We start from the raw sequence: 15823 nt of genomic DNA on the forward strand, positions 1-15823 counted from the left end.
AAGAAAACGACCATTGGTGCCGCTCGCGAATTTTCGCCAAGCCCAAGGTCCCGGACATCTGGGCTTGGCATCGACAATTCGAGAGGGAGTCAACGGCCGCGTCGATCTCGGGCCTGCCCGAGATCGAATCGATGCGTCAGCATCTTCGGCCATTGGTATAAAGCGAGGCGTCGGCCTCCGGCGTTGCTCTGCCGGAGGCCGGTATGGGATCAGAACCGGGCGGTCAGGAACAGCCGAACGTTCCGGCCAGGCAGCAGGATCTCGTCCTTCTTGAACGACGCCGAGTTGCGGATATCGTCGTCGAGAAGGTTGCGTCCCTGCAGCCCGAGCGTCACTTCGCTTGCGCCATAAACGGCGGGATCAAGCGTCTTGGTGTAGCTCACTTCCGCACGCAGATCGTTCCAGCCCGGGGTGTCGGTCTCGAATGGGGCAATCTGGGTGTGCGCGAATGCGTGCAACAGGTTTATCCGCGCAAACCATCCATCGGCACGGAGATAGACGCCACCGCCCAGGCGGTAAGGCGGGATCCGCGGCACGTTGGTGCCGTCGTCGAACTTGGCGCGGACAAAGTCGAACTGCCCTTCAACACCGATGAACCCATTGCCGATCGGCAGGGCGTCATATTGCCCAATGAGTTCTGCGCCGTAGAAGGTGGCGTTCTGTTGTGAGTAGACGATCTGACGTAGCTCGTCGCCGCTGCCGCAGCTTGCAAAGTCATCGTCGCAGAGGGTGCCGGTCAGGCGCTTGTAGATGAAACCGGTGTAGCGCGTGTAATAGCCGGTCGCCTCGAAGCGCAGCGGCCCGTCACCGTGACGGATGCTGGCCTCGACGGTGCGTGCCCGCTCCAGCCGCAGGGTCGGATCGCCGATCTCGAAGGTGGCCGTGGCGTCGTGCGGACCCTGCGAGAACAGCTCGTAGCCGGTCGGCGCGCGCTCGACGTAGGAGCCGGTGAGGCTCGCCACGAAGCCGTAGGGCAGATCCTGCAGCAGGCCGAAGCTCGCGCTCTTTGGCGCGAAACGGCGCGTGAGCCGGTAGCTCAGCGGATCCTCACCGTCGACCGGGAGGTAGTCACCCGGGAACTGGACGGCGGTGCTGCGGATACGGTCGCCCTCGATGCGGCCCGCCGCCTGCAGGCGCGTGCCCGGCAAAACCTCCAGCTCCTCGAACAGATAGACGGCGCCCGCCCGCGAGTCGGTGCGCGGCAGGAACGCCTCGAGCTGGGTGTTGATCAGCCGCCGGTCGGCCTGAACACCGATGGCACCGGTGAGCTTGCCGAGGGTGGTGAACACGGGGACGTGCTGCGCCTCGATCCGCACCTCGGCTTCGCGGTTCTTGAAGATCGCCTGCTGGCCTTCGAACCCATCCCCGCCGATGCCGATCTCGTCGTGACGGTAGGCCGAGTAGCCCGCCCAATAGCGGATCACCTCGATAGGACCATCCAGCGGACGGTATTCACCCCGCGAGATCACCCGGTCCTGGTTCGGGGTCAGGCGGGTGCGGGCCTGCTCGGCCTCTCCACCCGGAATCGCGTAGATCGCGTCGTAGTGGCTGAAGGCGACGCCGACGAAGCCGCGGTCGCCGATCGCCGACACACCGATCGAGCCGCCCTGCGACTCGCTGTAGGAGTTGCGCTGGATCCCGCCGGGGATCGCGTAGCTGTCGTTCGCCGTCTTGAAGCCATCAGCGTGCACGGCAAAGCCGTCCTTGCCGGCATCCACGGTCGCCGCGCCGAGGCGGCCGTTATCGACTGTCGAGTAGCCGGAGGTCACCTGCCCGGCATAGCCGTTCGCCGGGATGTAGGTCGGCACCCGGTTGTTCTCGGCCGAGACCACGCCACCGATCGCGCCCGAACCGTAGCGCAGGGTGGCGGGGCCACGGATCACCTCGAGGCGATCGGCCACCAGGGGATTGACCGGGACGGTGTGGTCCTCGCCGAGATCGGACACACCGCCGTTGACGATGCCGTTCTCCTGGATGCGGACCCGGGCGTTGTCGAGACCGCGGATGATCGGCCGGGAGGCGGCACCCGGCGCGTAGGTGGTCGACGAGATGCCGGGCCGGTCGAACAGCGCATCGCCGAGGGTGCGCGGCTGATCCCGCGCGATCTGCTGCTGCGTGACGACGGTCACGGGCGAGAACGTATTGGTCACGACCGGCAGCACACCGGTCGGGAACGCAGATCCCGCGCCGGTCACCGGCCCGGTGGGACGTGCAACGATCGGGCTCGGCGATGAGACGGTGATCTCGTCGAGCTTGATATCCTCTGCCCGCGCCGCGGCCGTGGCGACAAGAACGAGGGGCAGCGCAGTGCTGAGCGCCAGCAGGCCCAAGCGGCGACGGTATGGCATCGGAGTTCCACGCGCACGTTATAATGTTGCATTTGCGCGCGCCGGGTCGGCACTGACAAGCTTCCGGTCACCGGCCGGCCCACATTCGCCGCGGTCGTTACATCGTTACAACAGGTGTGTGCATCGCATGGCGCATCCCTGGGGGTGCGGCGTCGGCATGTGCTGGCGCAGGGTAGGTGGTCTGACCGCGAAGATCGTGGCCCTGGCCGATGCCCTGGGCAACTTGGTCCGCTTCGTCCTGCTGCCGGGTCATCGCCATGACAGCCTAGAGCATTTTCCGACGAAGTGGATACCGGTTCGTCGTAGAAAATGCGGCAAAATCAAAGAGCTAGAGAAGCTTCGCGATTGCAACGCAATCGTGAAGCACTCTAGCGGTTGCGCCGCTTCTGGCTGGGCACAGCTTTGGCGCGTCGATCGGTGACAATGCGTTCGACACTGATGCCCTGCGGTCGGAGCTTGAGAGCCGTGGCGTGGCGGATGTCATCTCACCGAAATCGAACCGCACGACGGTCATTTCCCGCGATTTTGCCATGTATCGATGGCGCGATCTAATCAAAAATCTCTTGTGTGACCTGAGGCAGTCGCGGCGGGTTGCAACCCGATACGACAAGACAGATGAGAGTTATTCATCTTTTGTTGATCTTGCCGCAATCAGAAAGGGATTGCGCTGATTGTCAATAGCCCTTGGTAAGGTTGCCTGCGGCTTGCCTTCTGATCATCGACATTCAATCTCACCAATGGGTGATGCCAACGGTCGTCGAAAAAGACTTTTGGTTCCGTTCTCCAATTGTCGCTCAGCCTTTGGCTTAGAGAGCTTCACGATCGCGTTGCAGTCGCGAAGCTTCTCTCGCTGTTTGATTTTGCCGCATTTTCTATGACGAACCGGTATCCACTTCGTCGGAAAATGCTCTAGTATTAAAAATTCGAGATGATTCATCGGACCGATGCGTCAGCATTTTGGGCCGATGGTATTAAATACTGACTGTCATGTATCCATCTTCAGGGCGGCGATGAACGCCTCCTGCGGGATCTCGACCTTGCCGAACTGGCGCATGCGCTTCTTGCCCTCCTTCTGCTTGTCGAGGAGCTTGCGCTTGCGGGAGATGTCGCCGCCATAGCACTTGGCGGTGACGTCCTTCGACAGGGCCCGGATGGTCTCGCGGGCGATGATCTTGCCGCCGATCGCCGCCTGGACCGGGATCTGGAACAGGTGGCGCGGAATCAGGTCCTTCAGCTTCTCGCACATCGCCCGGCCGCGGCTCTCGGCGCGGGTGCGGTGGACCAACATGGACAGCGCGTCGACCGGCTCGGCATTCACCAGGATCGACATCTTGACGAGATCACCCTCGCGGTAATCCGAAATGTGGTAGTCGAACGAGGCGTATCCCTTCGAGATCGATTTCAGCCGGTCATAGAAGTCGAACACCACCTCGTTGAGCGGCAAGTCGTAGACGACCATGGCACGCTTGCCGACGTAGTTGAGGTCGATCTGCGTGCCGCGGCGATCCTGGCACAGCTTGAGCACGCTGCCGAGATACTCGTCGGGCGTGAGGATCGTGGCGCGGATCCACGGCTCCTCGATCGTGTCGATCTTCATCACGTCGGGCATGTCGGCCGGGTTGTGCAACTCGCGCTTCTCCCCGCCGGACATGTTGAGGTGATAGACCACGCTCGGCGCGGTCGAGATCAGGTCGAGGTTGAACTCGCGCTCCAGCCGCTCCTGGATGATCTCGAGGTGGAGGAGACCGAGGAAGCCGCAGCGGAAGCCGAAGCCGAGGGCGGCAGAGGTCTCCATCTCGTAGGAGAACGAGGCGTCGTTGAGCCGGAGCTTGCCCATCGCGCCGCGCAAGGACTCGAAATCGGCGGCATCGACCGGGAACAGACCGCAGAACACCACCGGCTGCACCGGCTTGAAGCCCGGCATCGCCTCCTTGGTCTGGCGCTTGTCCTCGGTGATGGTGTCGCCGACGCGGGTATCGGCCACTTCCTTGATCGAGCCGGTGAAGAACCCGACCTCCCCGGGCCCGAGTTCGGACACGTCCTGCATCTTGGGCCGGAACACCCCGAGGCGCTCGACGCCGTAGGCCGCATCCGCCCCCATCATGCGGATCGTCATGCCCTTCTTGAGCACGCCGTCGACGATGCGGACCAGCACCACGACGCCGAGATAGACATCGTACCAGGAATCGACCAGCAGCGCCTTGAGCGGGGCGGCGCGGTCGCCCTTCGGCGGCGGCAGGCGGGTGACGATCGCCTCCAGCACCGCCTCGATGTTGAGGCCGGTCTTGGCCGAGATCGGCACCGCGTCCTTGGCGTCGATGCCGATCACCTCCTCGATCTGCTCCTTGACCCGGTCGGGCTCGGCCGCCGGCAGGTCGATCTTGTTGAGGACCGGGACGATCTCGTGGTTGGCGTCGAGCGCCTGGTAGACGTTGGCCAGCGTCTGCGCCTCGACGCCCTGGGAGGCGTCGACGACCAGCAGCGAGCCCTCGCAGGCGGCGAGCGAGCGCGACACCTCGTAGGCGAAATCGACGTGGCCGGGAGTGTCCATCAGGTTGAGGACATAGTCGCGCCCGTCCTGCGCCTTGTATTCCAGGCGCACGGTCTGCGCCTTGATGGTGATGCCGCGCTCCTTCTCGATGTCCATCGAGTCGAGCATCTGCTCGCTCATGTCGCGCGCCGCCACCGCTCCGGTGATCTGGATCAGCCGGTCGGCCAGGGTCGACTTGCCGTGGTCGATATGGGCGACGATCGAGAAGTTGCGGATGTTGTCGATGGGGGACGCGGTCATCGTGGGGCTGTCTCCGGCGCGCAGGCGCGGCGATGCGCGTGGCGCACGGCGGTGAAGGAAAGAGTCGACGGGAGATAGCAGCGGCACCCCGCCGCGCCAAGACGGCGGCCGGACGCACGCGGGTGTCGATGGGGGTGGACGCCGAATGGCAGGACCTGCCATCGCGGGACGACGCGGATCCGACCGTTCACCCCACTCTCGCCGTCATCCCGAGATGCTGCCGCTTGCCGAGATGCTGCCGCTTGCGGCAGCCTCGAAGGAGGGCTCCAGGCCCCTCGGCGATCCCTGGAGCCCTCCTTCGAGGTCAGTCGATCTTCGATCGCGCGCGATCGAAGATCGACCAGCGCCTCAGGATGAGGGTGAGGGTTGGACACGATGGACGGCGCGTGGCTCGTCTGAACGCCGGGCGTGCGGGAGCCTCACGCCCCCAGCCGGTCCGCCACGTCCTCCGCCAGCGACAGGCTCGAGGTCAGCCCCGGGCTCTCGATGCCGAAGAGATGCACGAGCCCCGGCAGCCCGTGCTCGGCCGGACCGTCGATGAGGAAGTCGGCCGCTCCCTCCCCGGGGCCGGACAGCTTCGGACGGATGCCGGCATAGTCGGGCACCAGCGCGCCGTCCGGCAGGCCGGGCCAGTAGCGGCGGATCGCGGCGGTGAACAGGGCGCCGCGGCCGGGATCGACCTCGTAGTCGGGCGCGTCGATCCACTCGACGTCGGGGCCGAAGCGCATCCGCCCGGCGAGGTCGAGGGTGAGGTGGATGCCCAAGCCTCCCTCGACCGGGGCGGGATAAATCAGCCGGGAGAAGGCGGGCCGGCCGGTGCAGCCGAAATAGTTGCCCTTGGCGAGCACCAGGCGCGGCACCCGGGTCTCCGGATAGCCCTCGGTCGCCCGGGCGAGGGTCTGGGCCCCGAAGCTCGCGGCATTGACCACGCCATCGACCGTGATCTCGTCGTCGCCGAAGCGGGCGACCCAGCCCTCGGGCGAACGGGTGAGGCGCGCGATGGGGGTGTTGAAGGCAAGCGCACCGCCCGCCCCCTCGATGTCGCCTTGCAGCGCCAGCATCAGGGCGTGGCTGTCGACGATGCCGGTCTCGGTCGAGAGGAGCGCGGCATTGCAGGTCAGGTTCGGTTCGAGACGCCGGGCCTCGTCCCCGTCGAGGAGCGCCAGGCCCTCGACCCCGTTCTCCAGCCCCTGCGCGTGGATCGCCGCGATCTTAGACCCCTCCGGCTCGGTCGCCGCGACGATCAGCTTGCCGATCTTCGCATGCGGCACGCCGTGGCTCGCGCAGAAGGCGTAGAGCCGGCGCCGTCCCTCGACGCAGTGACGCGCCCTCGCCGACCCGGTCGGATAGTACATCCCGGCATGGATCACCTCGGAATTGCGCGAGGACACGCCGGTGCCGATGCCGCCCTCCGCTTCCGCCACGATCACCTCGTGGCCGCGCAGGGCCAGCTCCCGGCCAATCGCGAGGCCGACCACGCCGGCACCGACGACGAGCACCATCATCGACCGCTCCTCCCTCTCGCTTCTTCGCCCGTAGCCTTACAATGAAAAAGGGCCCCTCTCCGCGGAGAGGGGCCCTCAGGACGATCAAGCCCTCAAAAACTCACGCCGCGATCGACATGGTCGGCTCGGCGGCGCGCACGTCGGCATCGACATGGGCCTCGAAACGCTTGAAGTTGTTCTGGAACATCTCGACCAGGCTCTTGGCGGTCTCGGCGAAGGCGGCCTTGTCCTGCCAGGTCTTGACCGGGTACAGGATGTGCGGCTCGACGCCCGGCACCGAAGTCGGCACCGCGAAGCCGAAATACGGGTCGCGGCGGAAATCCGCCTTGGCCAGCGAACCGTCCAAAGCCGCGGTCAGCAGCCGGCGGGTCACCCGGATCGGCATGCGCCGCCCGGTGCCGACGCCGCCGCCGGTCCAGCCGGTATTGACCAGCCAGCAATCGACGTGGTGGCGGGCGATCAGGTCGCGCAGCAGGTTGCCGTAGACCGAGGGGTGACGCGGCATGAACGGCGCGCCGAAGCAGGTCGAGAAGGTCGCCTCCGGGCCCTTCAGCCCCTTCTCGGTGCCGGCCACCTTGGCGGTATAGCCCGAGAGGAAGTGGTACATCGCCTCGGCGCCGGTCAGCTTGGCGATCGGGGGCAGCACCCCGAAGGCGTCGCAGGTCAGCATGACGATGTTCTTCGGGTGCCCGGCCTGGCCGGTCGCGCTCGAATTGCTGATGAAGGGCAGCGGATAGGCGCAGCGGGTGTTCTCGGTGCGCGAGGAATCGTCGAAATCCGGCAGGCGGGTGACCGGATCGATGACGACGTTCTCCATCACGGTGCCGAAGCGCTCGGTGGTGGAGTAGATCTCGGGCTCGGCCTCCTTCGACAGGCGGATGGTCTTGGCGTAGCAGCCGCCCTCGAAGTTGAAGATGCCCTTCGGGCTCCAGCCGTGCTCGTCGTCGCCCAGCAGCACGCGGTTCGGATCGGAGGACAGCGTCGTCTTGCCGGTGCCCGACAGACCGAAGAACAGGGCCGAGTCACCCTCATGGCCCACGTTGGCCGAGCAGTGCATCGGCATCACGCCCGCCTTGGGCAGCACGTAGTTCAGATACGTGAAGACCGATTTCTTCATCTCGCCGGCATAGGAGGTGCCGCCGATCAGCACGATCTTGCGCGAGAAATCGACCGCGATGACGGTCTCGCTGCGGCAGCCATGCCGGGCCGGGTCGGCGCGGAAGCTCGGCAGGTCGATGATGGTCAGTTCCGGCTCGAAGGTCGCGAGGGTCTCGCGCTCCGGGCGGATCAGCAGGTTGCGGATGAACAGCGAGTGCCAGGCATATTCGGTGAAGACCCGGGTGCGGACCCGGTGGCCGACCTCGGCGCCGCCGACGAGATCCTGCGCGAACAGTTCCTTGCTCTCGGCATGGGCGAGGAAGTCCTCCAGCAGGACCTCGAATTGCGGCCGGGTGATGCCGCCGTTGTTCTCCCACCACACCTCGTTCTCGGTGTCGGCGTCGCGGACCACGAACTTGTCCTTGGGCGAGCGGCCGGTATGGATGCCGGTCTCGGCCACCAGGGCGCCGCCGGCGGCCAGCTGCGCCTCGCCGCGCTGCAGGGCGTGCTCGTAGAGGCTCGGGGCCTCCAGGTTCCAGTTGACGCGCTTGAGGTTGCGCAGACCGATCTTGGCGGCGCCGAACGCCTCGTTGAATACGCCGATGTCGTTCACGCCCGTTCCTCCTGGCGCCGACCTCGGACTACACGGCAGGCAGCCGGTCCGGATCGGGCCGATTGACTTCACCCTTGCGCCGGATGCGGCGGCCTATGCAATCGTGGCAAGCCGCACGTCTCCGCGCCGAGGCCGATCACGACGCCTCGGTGGGGTGCTTTAGTAGGTGGCGAACCTTCACGGTTCAATCGAATTCGCGCGAATCGGCGGTGACAAGCCGGACTTTGTGTCAGGGGGCGGGAACCGCCCGGGCCTGCGCCGCCATCGCCACCAGGGCGGGACGCAGGGCGGCGGGGCTGGCCAGCCGCTCCGGAAACAGCACCCGGGCGGTCCGCTCGCCAGCCATCAGGTCGAGCCCCTCCGGGTCGAACCCGGTCAGGCGCCACGGCCCGGCCTCCTGACCAGCGAGCCGCGTGGCATAGAGCGCGACGGCATCGGCATGGTCCTCGTTCATGTGGGCGACGGCGCCGGGCTCGGATTCGGCGAGCGCCTCGAGACCGGCGAGATCGGTGAGGAGTTCACCGGCCGTCAGCGTCGCGGCCTTGGCGAAGCCGCCATTGAGGTGCCCGGCCCGCACGGCCAGGCGGAAGAACCCGAAATCCGGGAAGTCGGCATAGAGCGCGGCCTTCGGGTGGCGGGCGAGGAAGCGTGCCCGCGCCCGAGGCTCGGCGATGCGCTCGGCGCTCCCCGTCACGGTCAGGCGCGGATGGGCGAGCGGATCGCCCTTGCCGCCGGAGCCGAGCAGGAGCGAGCAGCGCGGATCCGCCTCCAGGTTGAGGGTGTGGGCCGAGAGGCGCGAGAGCAGCAGCAGCGGCGTCCCGTCGACATCCGTCGCCACCGTGACGAGCGACGCGAACGGCGCGCCGCCCTCCCGCTCCAGGGTCGCGAGGGCGCCCGCGCGCACGGTTCGCAGGAGCGTCTTGGCGAGACCCACCGCATCGAACGGCGCCTCGGCGGCCGGCAGCGGCGCAGCCTGTTTCCCCTCTGCTCCGGCCATGCCATGAACCCCCTCGCTTCGCCCGCGTCGTGGGGCAGCTTGGCGCCGGCCGGCCGGCCCGTCCAGGCCGCCCGACGCCGCGGGGGAGCGGGCCCGATCTCCCCCGGCCTGTGGCGGCTTCGCCACCGGTGCTCGCTTTTTTGGCGGGATGGCCTTAAGGGAGACAGAATCGTGGCGCCGCGGACACTGTCCAGTCTTTTTGTGGACAGGGCTGCGGCACGCAAGATCGCCGGGTCCGGAACCGGTTCCAGTCGGGTGACGTTCAGCAGGGCCGGTATGTCCTGCGGGCGACGCCCGCGCCCCAGGGAATGCCCATGCCGACCATCGCCCTCGTCGATGACGACCGCAACATCCTGACCTCCGTGTCGATCGCCCTGGAGACCGAGGGCTACCGGATCCAGACCTATACCGACGGCGCCTCCGCCCTGGACGGCCTGAAGCATTCGCCGCCCGACCTCGCGATCTTCGACATCAAGATGCCGCGCATGGACGGCATGGAGCTGCTGCGCCGCCTGCGCCAGAAATCCGACCTGCCGGTGATCTTCCTGACCTCGAAGGACGAGGAAATCGACGAGCTGTTCGGCCTCAAGATGGGTGCCGACGACTTCATCCGGAAGCCGTTCTCGCAGCGGCTCCTGGTCGAGCGGGTGAAGGCGGTGCTGCGCCGCTTCGCCGCCAAGGAGGCGGGGCCCGGCGCCTCGGCCCGCGAGGCGGAGGCCGCCGCCGCCCGCTCGCTGGAGCGCGGCCAGCTGATGATGGACCCGGAGCGCCACACCTGCACCTGGAAGGGCGAGCCGGTGACGCTGACCGTGACCGAGTTCCTGATCCTCCAGGCGCTCGCCCACCGTCCCGGCGTCGTGAAGAGCCGCAACGCCCTGATGGATGCGGCCTACGACGATCAGGTCTATGTCGACGACCGCACCATCGACAGCCACATCAAGCGCCTGCGCAAGAAGTTCAAGGTGACCGACAACAGCTTCGACATGATCGAGACGCTGTACGGCGTCGGCTACCGCTTCAAGGAAATGTAAGGCACGTGACCGTCAGAAACCCGGATTGAAGAGACGTGCCCGCGTGAGCGACGGATCGGCCCGCGGCGCGGTGCGCCGCCTTCTCGGCGGCACCGGCCGCCTCCTCGGCGGCCCGGCCCTGAAGCCGGCGAGCGAGATCGACCCCGACGGGGAGGCGGCGCGCGAGCCGTTCGGCCCGCGGACGGTCCGGCGCTGGATCGCGCAGCGCTTCGCCTCGAGCCTGACCCGGCGCATCGTGGTCCTGAATCTCGCCGGTCTGATCGCGCTGCTCGTCGGCTTTCTCTACCTCAACCAGTTCCGCCAGGGCCTGATCGAAGCCCGGGTGCAGAGCCTGCTGACGCAAGGAGACATCATCGCCGGCGCCATCGCGGCCTCGGCGACCGTCGATACCGACGCCATCACCATCGATCCCGACCGCCTGCTCCAGCTCCAGGCCGGCGAGAGCGGCAATGTCGGCGACGAGGCGCCCTCAGGCCTCGAATTCTCCCTGAACCCGGAACGGGTGGCGCCGCTCCTGCGCCGCCTGATCACCCCCACCGGCACCCGCGCCCGGGTCTACGACCGCGACGGCACGATGCTGATCGATTCCCGCGGCCTCTACATCCGGGGCGACCTCAGCCGCGAGCCGCCCGCCCTTCACAAGGATCGCTCGAGCCTGATCGAGCGGGCCTGGAACGCGGTGCGGACGCACGTGCCGGGGCTCGGCCGTCCCTCCTCCGCCGACGAGCCGGGGCCGGCGGACGGCCGCACCTTGCCGGAGGTGCAGCGCGCGCTGGGCGGCGCCCGCGGCACGCTGGTGCGCCGCAACGGTCCGGGCGAGACCATCGTGTCGGTGGCGGTTCCGATCCAGCGCGGCCGCACCGTCCGGGGCGCTCTGCTGCTCTCGACCCAGGAAGGCGACATCGACAAGATCATTGCGGCCGAGCGCTTCTCGCTGCTCCAGGTCTTCATCATCGCGGCGATCGTGATGGTGGTGCTGTCGATGCTGGTCGCCGGCCAGATCGTCGGCCCGGTCGGGCGCCTGGCGGAGGCTGCCGAGCGGGTCCGCACGGGCATCAAGTCGCGCCAGGAGATCCCCGACTTCACCCGTCGCACCGACGAGATCGGGCACCTGTCGGGGGCCTTGCGCGACATGACCCAGGCGCTCTACCGGCGCCTCGACGCGATCGAGAATTTCGCCGCGGACGTCTCGCACGAGCTGAAGAACCCGCTCACCTCGCTGCGCAGCGCCGTCGAGACCCTGCCGCTGGCCAAGACCGACGAATCCCGCGCCCGGCTGATGCAGGTGATCCAGCACGACGTGAAGCGCCTGGACCGGCTGATCAGCGACATCGCCGACGCCTCGCGTCTCGACGCGGAGCTCGCCCGGGCCGAGGCGGGCCGGGTCGATCTCAGGAAGCTCATCACCACGGTGGTGTCGGTGGCCAACGAGCGCCGGCGCCGGGGCGACGCGGCCATCGACCTCACGGTCGAGCCGGCGCCGGCCGGCATCGAGGACGCCTTCGCGATTCTCGGCCATGACAGCCGGCTCGGCCAGGTGGTGAACAACCTCCTGGACAATGCCCGCTCGTTCTCGCCCAAGGGCGCGAGCGTGCGGGTGACCCTGCGGCGGCGGCGCAACGCCGTCGAACTCATCGTGGAGGATGACGGGCCGGGCATCCCGCCTCACGCCCTGGAGCGGATCTTCGAGCGCTTCTACACCGACCGGCCGGAGCAGGGCTTCGGGCAGAATTCCGGGCTCGGCCTCTCGATCTCGCGCCAGATCGTCCAGGCCCATCGCGGCACGATCCGGGCCGAGAACCGCCTCGGGCCACTCGGCGAGGACGGCGAGCCGGCGCTGCTCGGCGCCCGCTTCATCGTCCGCATCCCGGCCCAGAGCCGCTGAGGCGATGGGCGCCGTCCCCGCCAGTCTGAGCGCCGTCCACGCCAGTTGCGTCGTGCTGGGCGAGGACGGGATCCTGATCCGCGGTCCTGCCGGGAGCGGCAAATCGACGCTGGTCCGTGACCTGATGCAGATTGGCGCTATCTCGGGCGTCTTCGTGGCCCTCGTCGGCGATGACCGCGTGAGTCTGACGCCGCGGAACGGGCGCCTCGTCGCCGCGCCGCATCCGGCGCTTGCCGGGCTTCTGGAGATCCGCGGGCTCGGGCTGCAAGCCGTTGACGCCACGGTGCCTTCGGCGGTCCTGCGCCTCATCGTCGACCTCGCCGAGGCCGCCCCGCGGATGCCCGAGGACGGGGAGGAGACGATCCGTCTCCGGGAGGTGGTGCTCCCCAGGATGATCCTGTCGCCGGATCCCGGGCGGGCTGGAACGGTGCTGTGGCGCTGGCGCCGCCTCCATGTCATGGTGATCGCCGATTAATGCGGATTCCGCCGCATTGCTCTTGCGCTCGCCTTTGCGCTGCACAAAATGGCGGCTCGGCTCCAACGGGGCGTCGGAACTCGTGTCGATGATTGGAATGGTGCTCGTCACCCACGGTCTGCTCGCGACGGAATTCAAGGCCGCGCTGGAGCACGTCGTGGGGCCGCAGGATCAGCTCGAGACCATCACCATCGGCCCCGAGGACGACATGGAGGTCCGTCGCAAGGACATCATGTCGGCGGTGAGCCGGGTGAATACCGGGGAGGGCGTCGTCGTGCTGACCGACATGTTCGGGGGAACCCCCTCGAACCTCGCGCTCTCGTGCATGAATGGCGGCTCGGTCGAGGTGGTCGCTGGCATCAACCTGCCGATGCTGATCAAGCTCGCCAGCGTGCGCGATGAGGAATCCCTGAACGATGCCGTGCTCCACGCCCAGGAGGCGGGGCGCAAATACATCAACGTCGCCTCGCGGGTGCTCGCCGGCAAATAGGGCAGCAGGGCGGCGACCGGGCGGCGCGCCCTCGATTGCCGCCTCATTCGCTCTAGCTTTCTGCGAATGCCCGGTTACCGTAACCGGACGCTTCCCGACGATACGCGCGAGAGCCGGACGACCGCGACAGGCGGTCCGAACCGGGTCCGAGCAGGTGCCCCGACGATGACGCCCTTTGCCGATCCAGACGACGCCGACGGCGAGCTGCCGCCGGTTCCCGAGGGCGCGAGCGCCCGCGACCTGCCGATCATCAACCGCCGCGGCCTTCACGCCCGGGCCTCCGCCAAGTTCGTGCAGACGGTGGAGAGGTTCGACTCCGATGTCACGGTGAGCCGGGGCGGCGAGACGGTGGGCGGCCGCTCGATCATGGGCCTGCTCACCCTCGGGGCGGCGCAGGGCACCAGCATCCGGGTCACGGCGCTCGGGCCCGACCAGGAGTCCTGCATGGAGGCGATCACCGCCCTCCTCGCCAACCGGTTCGGCGAGGAGGAGTAGCGGCGTCCGCGGCCCCGGTCCGGGCCTGACGGCGTCAGGCCCGCAGGCGCATGAGACGGCGCAAGCCGGTCGGCTGCGGCTGCGGCTGCGGCTGGACGAAGCCCGCAATCTCCACCGTCACCAGAGCCTCGACGCGGGCGGCGTCCGGCGCGAGGGCCGGGCCCTGCGCCAGGCAGAGGCCGGCCTGGCGCCAGATCGTGTCGTGCGGCCCGGTCGCGAGGTGCACGGCGGCCGCCACCACCTCCCCGTCCCGCCGGACCAGATCGACGCAAGCCTGCCGGCGGTGGGCGAAGCGCCGTGTCACCACCCGGAAGGCGGTCGCGGCGGCGGGGTCGGCGAGCAGGCTGTCGGGGCCGCGCCGCGCGTCCAGCACCAGAACATGCTCGATCGCGTCGCGCAGGCGCGCCGGGTCGCGCACCCGCTCGAGCGAGGTCCGCCCGGACGGCAGGGTCAGGGGGGCCGGAGCGGGCGCGGGTGCCTCGGCCTGGTCCGCCACCGTCAGGCGCCGGCCGGTGCTGCCCGCCGCCTCGCCGAGGGCGAGCGCCAGCCCCGAAGCCGGCCGCAGGTCCGGCCAGTGCAGGTCGACGAGATGGAGCGGCGACCGGCGCAGGTGATCGAGGGCCGCGCGCAGGACCGGTGCCGTGTGGCTCGCATCGATGGCCGCCTCGGCGGTGCCGGCGAGCGGCAGGCGCCAGAGCCGGGCGCGGCCGGCCAGTCCCTGGCGCGCCGGCAGTTGCAGCGGCAGCACGCCGCGCAGGATCGGGGCGCGCCGGCCGTCCTGCCAGACCAGCAGCAGCGCCAGGGTCCGCCCGTCGGCGAGGTGCTGGGCCATCGTCAGGGCATAGTCCGGATCGGCATAGACGCTCGGCTCGATCGCCCGGGCCATCAGGCTGCGCCAAGCCTCCACCTCGGGCTCGCGCAGCGAGGAGGGATGGCGCAGCTCTGCCCGCAGGCTCACCGTGTCCGTCAGCCCGCCCTCGATCAGCGTGAAGGGAGTGCTCATCGCAACCTCGTTCCGGATCACCCGTCCCGGAGCGGGACAGGTGCGCAGCCCCAGCGGCCGCGCCGGGAACGACGCTTCAAGCTCCGTGCCGGCCCACTGCGGGACGGGTTTCGATCAGCCGCCGGGGATCACCAGCGGGTTGCCGGTCAGGGCCGCGGCGTCCGGCGCATCGACCGCCGGCCGGCCCAGAAAGGCATCCCACAGCCGGCGCACGAAGGCGGGGTCGAGGTCGCGCACGATCAGCACCAGCCGGGAGCGGGTGTCGCCGTCGGGCCAGGCCGGCAGGGTCGCGGGCGTGTGGATGACGTGCTGCACCCCATGCACCACCACCGGCCGGCCCGGATCGTCGGCGAGCGCCACCAGCCCCTTGAGGCGCAGGAGCTTCGGGCCGTGGGCGGAGCGCAGCAGGTCGAGGAACATCTCGAACGCGGCGCGCGGCACCGGCTCGTCGCTCACCAGATGGAAGGCCCGGATCGCCGCGTCGTGCCGGTTCACGTCGTGGTGGTGATGGCCGTGATGGTGGTGGTCGTGGTCGTGGTGCCGCGCCTCCGCGCCGAGCCAGGCCCGCACGTCGGCCACCTTGCCGTCGAGGTCGAACAACCCGCCGAGCAGGACGTCCGCCGGAGCGTCCGGCGCCAGGACCGCGGCGCCCGGGTTGATCCGGCCCAGGCGCGCAGACAGGGCCTCGGTGTCCCCGCCCGCGGCGAGATCGGCCTTGCTCACGACGAGCCGGTCGGCCACCGCGACCTGGCGCAGGGCCTCCGGATGCGCGTCGAGGGTGCCCGCGCCGTTCACGGCGTCGACCACCGTGACCACGCCCTGGAGCGCGTACCGCATCGCCACGTAGGGGTGGTAGAGCAGCGCGTGCAGGATCGGCGCCGGATCGGCGAGGCCGGTGGTCTCGATCACCACCCGGCGGAACGGCTGGATCCGCCCGTTGTCGCGCTTGCGCAGCAGATCCTCCAGGGTGGCGATCAGGTCGCCCCGCACGGTGCAGCACAGGCAGCCCGCCCCGAGCAGGATCATCCCCTCGTCCACCGTTTCGATCAGCAAGTGGTCGAGCCCGACCTCGCCGAACTCGTTGACGATCAC

Annotated in this window: 12 protein-coding genes and 1 pseudogene; 6 read left to right on the top strand and 7 right to left on the bottom strand. The window is 68.6% G+C overall.

Translation table 11 applies throughout. The features are described 5' to 3' along the window. Window positions 1-209: 209 nt before the first annotated feature. Window positions 210-2348 (bottom strand): TonB-dependent receptor, encoded by a 2139-nt coding sequence (locus VP06_RS03170; protein ID WP_082167127.1) that lies wholly within the window; start codon window positions 2346-2348, stop codon window positions 210-212. A 166-nt stretch (window positions 2349-2514) separates the two neighbouring features. Here VP06_RS03170 and VP06_RS35895 point away from each other — a divergent pair. Then, window positions 2515-2616, top strand: a pseudogene (locus VP06_RS35895) (IS5/IS1182 family transposase); the annotation flags it as partial. 717 nt (window positions 2617-3333) lie between these two features. On the opposite strand, the gene lepA reads toward VP06_RS35895, so the two are convergent. The 4 genes from lepA to VP06_RS03190 all read right to left on the bottom strand — a co-directional run bounded on the left by lepA (window position 3334) and on the right by VP06_RS03190 (window position 9352). Continuing rightward, window positions 3334-5139 (bottom strand): translation elongation factor 4, encoded by a 1806-nt coding sequence (gene lepA, locus VP06_RS03175; protein ID WP_048462389.1) that lies wholly within the window; start codon window positions 5137-5139, stop codon window positions 3334-3336. A gap of 419 nt (window positions 5140-5558) precedes the next feature. After that, window positions 5559-6644: an NAD(P)/FAD-dependent oxidoreductase gene (locus tag VP06_RS03180; protein ID WP_048462390.1), complete on the bottom strand. Its 1086-nt coding sequence runs from the start codon at window positions 6642-6644 to the stop codon at window positions 5559-5561. 100 nt (window positions 6645-6744) lie between these two features. Continuing rightward, on the bottom strand, window positions 6745-8355 hold the full coding sequence (locus tag VP06_RS03185) for a phosphoenolpyruvate carboxykinase (RefSeq protein ID WP_048462391.1): 1611 nt from the start codon (window positions 8353-8355) through the stop codon (window positions 6745-6747). Between the two features lie 229 nt (window positions 8356-8584). Continuing rightward, window positions 8585-9352 carry a HugZ family pyridoxamine 5'-phosphate oxidase gene (locus VP06_RS03190; protein WP_048462392.1) on the bottom strand — a complete coding sequence of 256 codons (768 nt, stop codon included), beginning with the start codon at window positions 9350-9352 and terminating at the stop codon, window positions 8585-8587. A 314-nt stretch (window positions 9353-9666) separates the two neighbouring features. Between VP06_RS03190 and VP06_RS03195 the strand changes: the two genes are divergently transcribed. The 5 genes from VP06_RS03195 (at window position 9667) to VP06_RS03215 (ending at window position 13728) form a co-directional block, all read left to right on the top strand. Next, complete coding sequence (locus VP06_RS03195; protein WP_048462393.1) at window positions 9667-10383, top strand: response regulator transcription factor; 717 nt, start codon at window positions 9667-9669, stop codon at window positions 10381-10383. A 136-nt stretch (window positions 10384-10519) separates the two neighbouring features. After that, complete coding sequence (locus tag VP06_RS03200) at window positions 10520-12268, top strand: stimulus-sensing domain-containing protein (protein WP_425350878.1); 1749 nt, start codon at window positions 10520-10522, stop codon at window positions 12266-12268. Between the two features lie 4 nt (window positions 12269-12272). After that, window positions 12273-12743 carry an HPr kinase/phosphorylase gene (locus VP06_RS03205; protein ID WP_048462394.1) on the top strand — a complete coding sequence of 157 codons (471 nt, stop codon included), beginning with the start codon at window positions 12273-12275 and terminating at the stop codon, window positions 12741-12743. A gap of 88 nt (window positions 12744-12831) precedes the next feature. Further along, window positions 12832-13233 carry a PTS sugar transporter subunit IIA gene (locus VP06_RS03210; RefSeq protein WP_048462395.1) on the top strand — a complete coding sequence of 134 codons (402 nt, stop codon included), beginning with the start codon at window positions 12832-12834 and terminating at the stop codon, window positions 13231-13233. 165 nt (window positions 13234-13398) lie between these two features. Then, complete coding sequence (locus VP06_RS03215) at window positions 13399-13728, top strand: HPr family phosphocarrier protein (protein WP_048462396.1); 330 nt, start codon at window positions 13399-13401, stop codon at window positions 13726-13728. A gap of 34 nt (window positions 13729-13762) precedes the next feature. Here the strand turns inward: VP06_RS03215 and VP06_RS03220 are convergent, their stop codons facing one another. Beyond that, entirely contained in the window at window positions 13763-14731 is a 969-nt protein-coding gene (locus VP06_RS03220) for a GNAT family N-acetyltransferase (RefSeq protein WP_048462397.1), read from the bottom strand. 114 nt (window positions 14732-14845) lie between these two features. Continuing rightward, a partial coding sequence (locus tag VP06_RS03225) for a CobW family GTP-binding protein (RefSeq protein WP_048462398.1) occupies window positions 14846-15823 on the bottom strand: 978 nt, incomplete at its 5' end.

This window comes from Methylobacterium aquaticum, assembly GCF_001043915.1.
Lineage (GTDB): Bacteria > Pseudomonadota > Alphaproteobacteria > Rhizobiales > Beijerinckiaceae > Methylobacterium > Methylobacterium aquaticum.

Coding starts and splice junctions, on each gene's coding strand:
- VP06_RS03170 (WP_082167127.1), bottom strand. CDS start 2,348: ATGCCATACCGTCGCCGCTTGGGCCTGCTGGCGCTCAGCACTGCGCTG.
- lepA (WP_048462389.1), bottom strand. CDS start 5,139: ATGACCGCGTCCCCCATCGACAACATCCGCAACTTCTCGATCGTCGCC.
- VP06_RS03180 (WP_048462390.1), bottom strand. CDS start 6,644: ATGATGGTGCTCGTCGTCGGTGCCGGCGTGGTCGGCCTCGCGATTGGC.
- VP06_RS03190 (WP_048462392.1), bottom strand. CDS start 9,352: ATGGCCGGAGCAGAGGGGAAACAGGCTGCGCCGCTGCCGGCCGCCGAG.
- VP06_RS03195 (WP_048462393.1), top strand. CDS start 9,667: ATGCCGACCATCGCCCTCGTCGATGACGACCGCAACATCCTGACCTCC.
- VP06_RS03205 (WP_048462394.1), top strand. CDS start 12,273: ATGGGCGCCGTCCCCGCCAGTCTGAGCGCCGTCCACGCCAGTTGCGTC.
- VP06_RS03210 (WP_048462395.1), top strand. CDS start 12,832: ATGATTGGAATGGTGCTCGTCACCCACGGTCTGCTCGCGACGGAATTC.
- VP06_RS03215 (WP_048462396.1), top strand. CDS start 13,399: ATGACGCCCTTTGCCGATCCAGACGACGCCGACGGCGAGCTGCCGCCG.
- VP06_RS03220 (WP_048462397.1), bottom strand. CDS start 14,731: ATGAGCACTCCCTTCACGCTGATCGAGGGCGGGCTGACGGACACGGTG.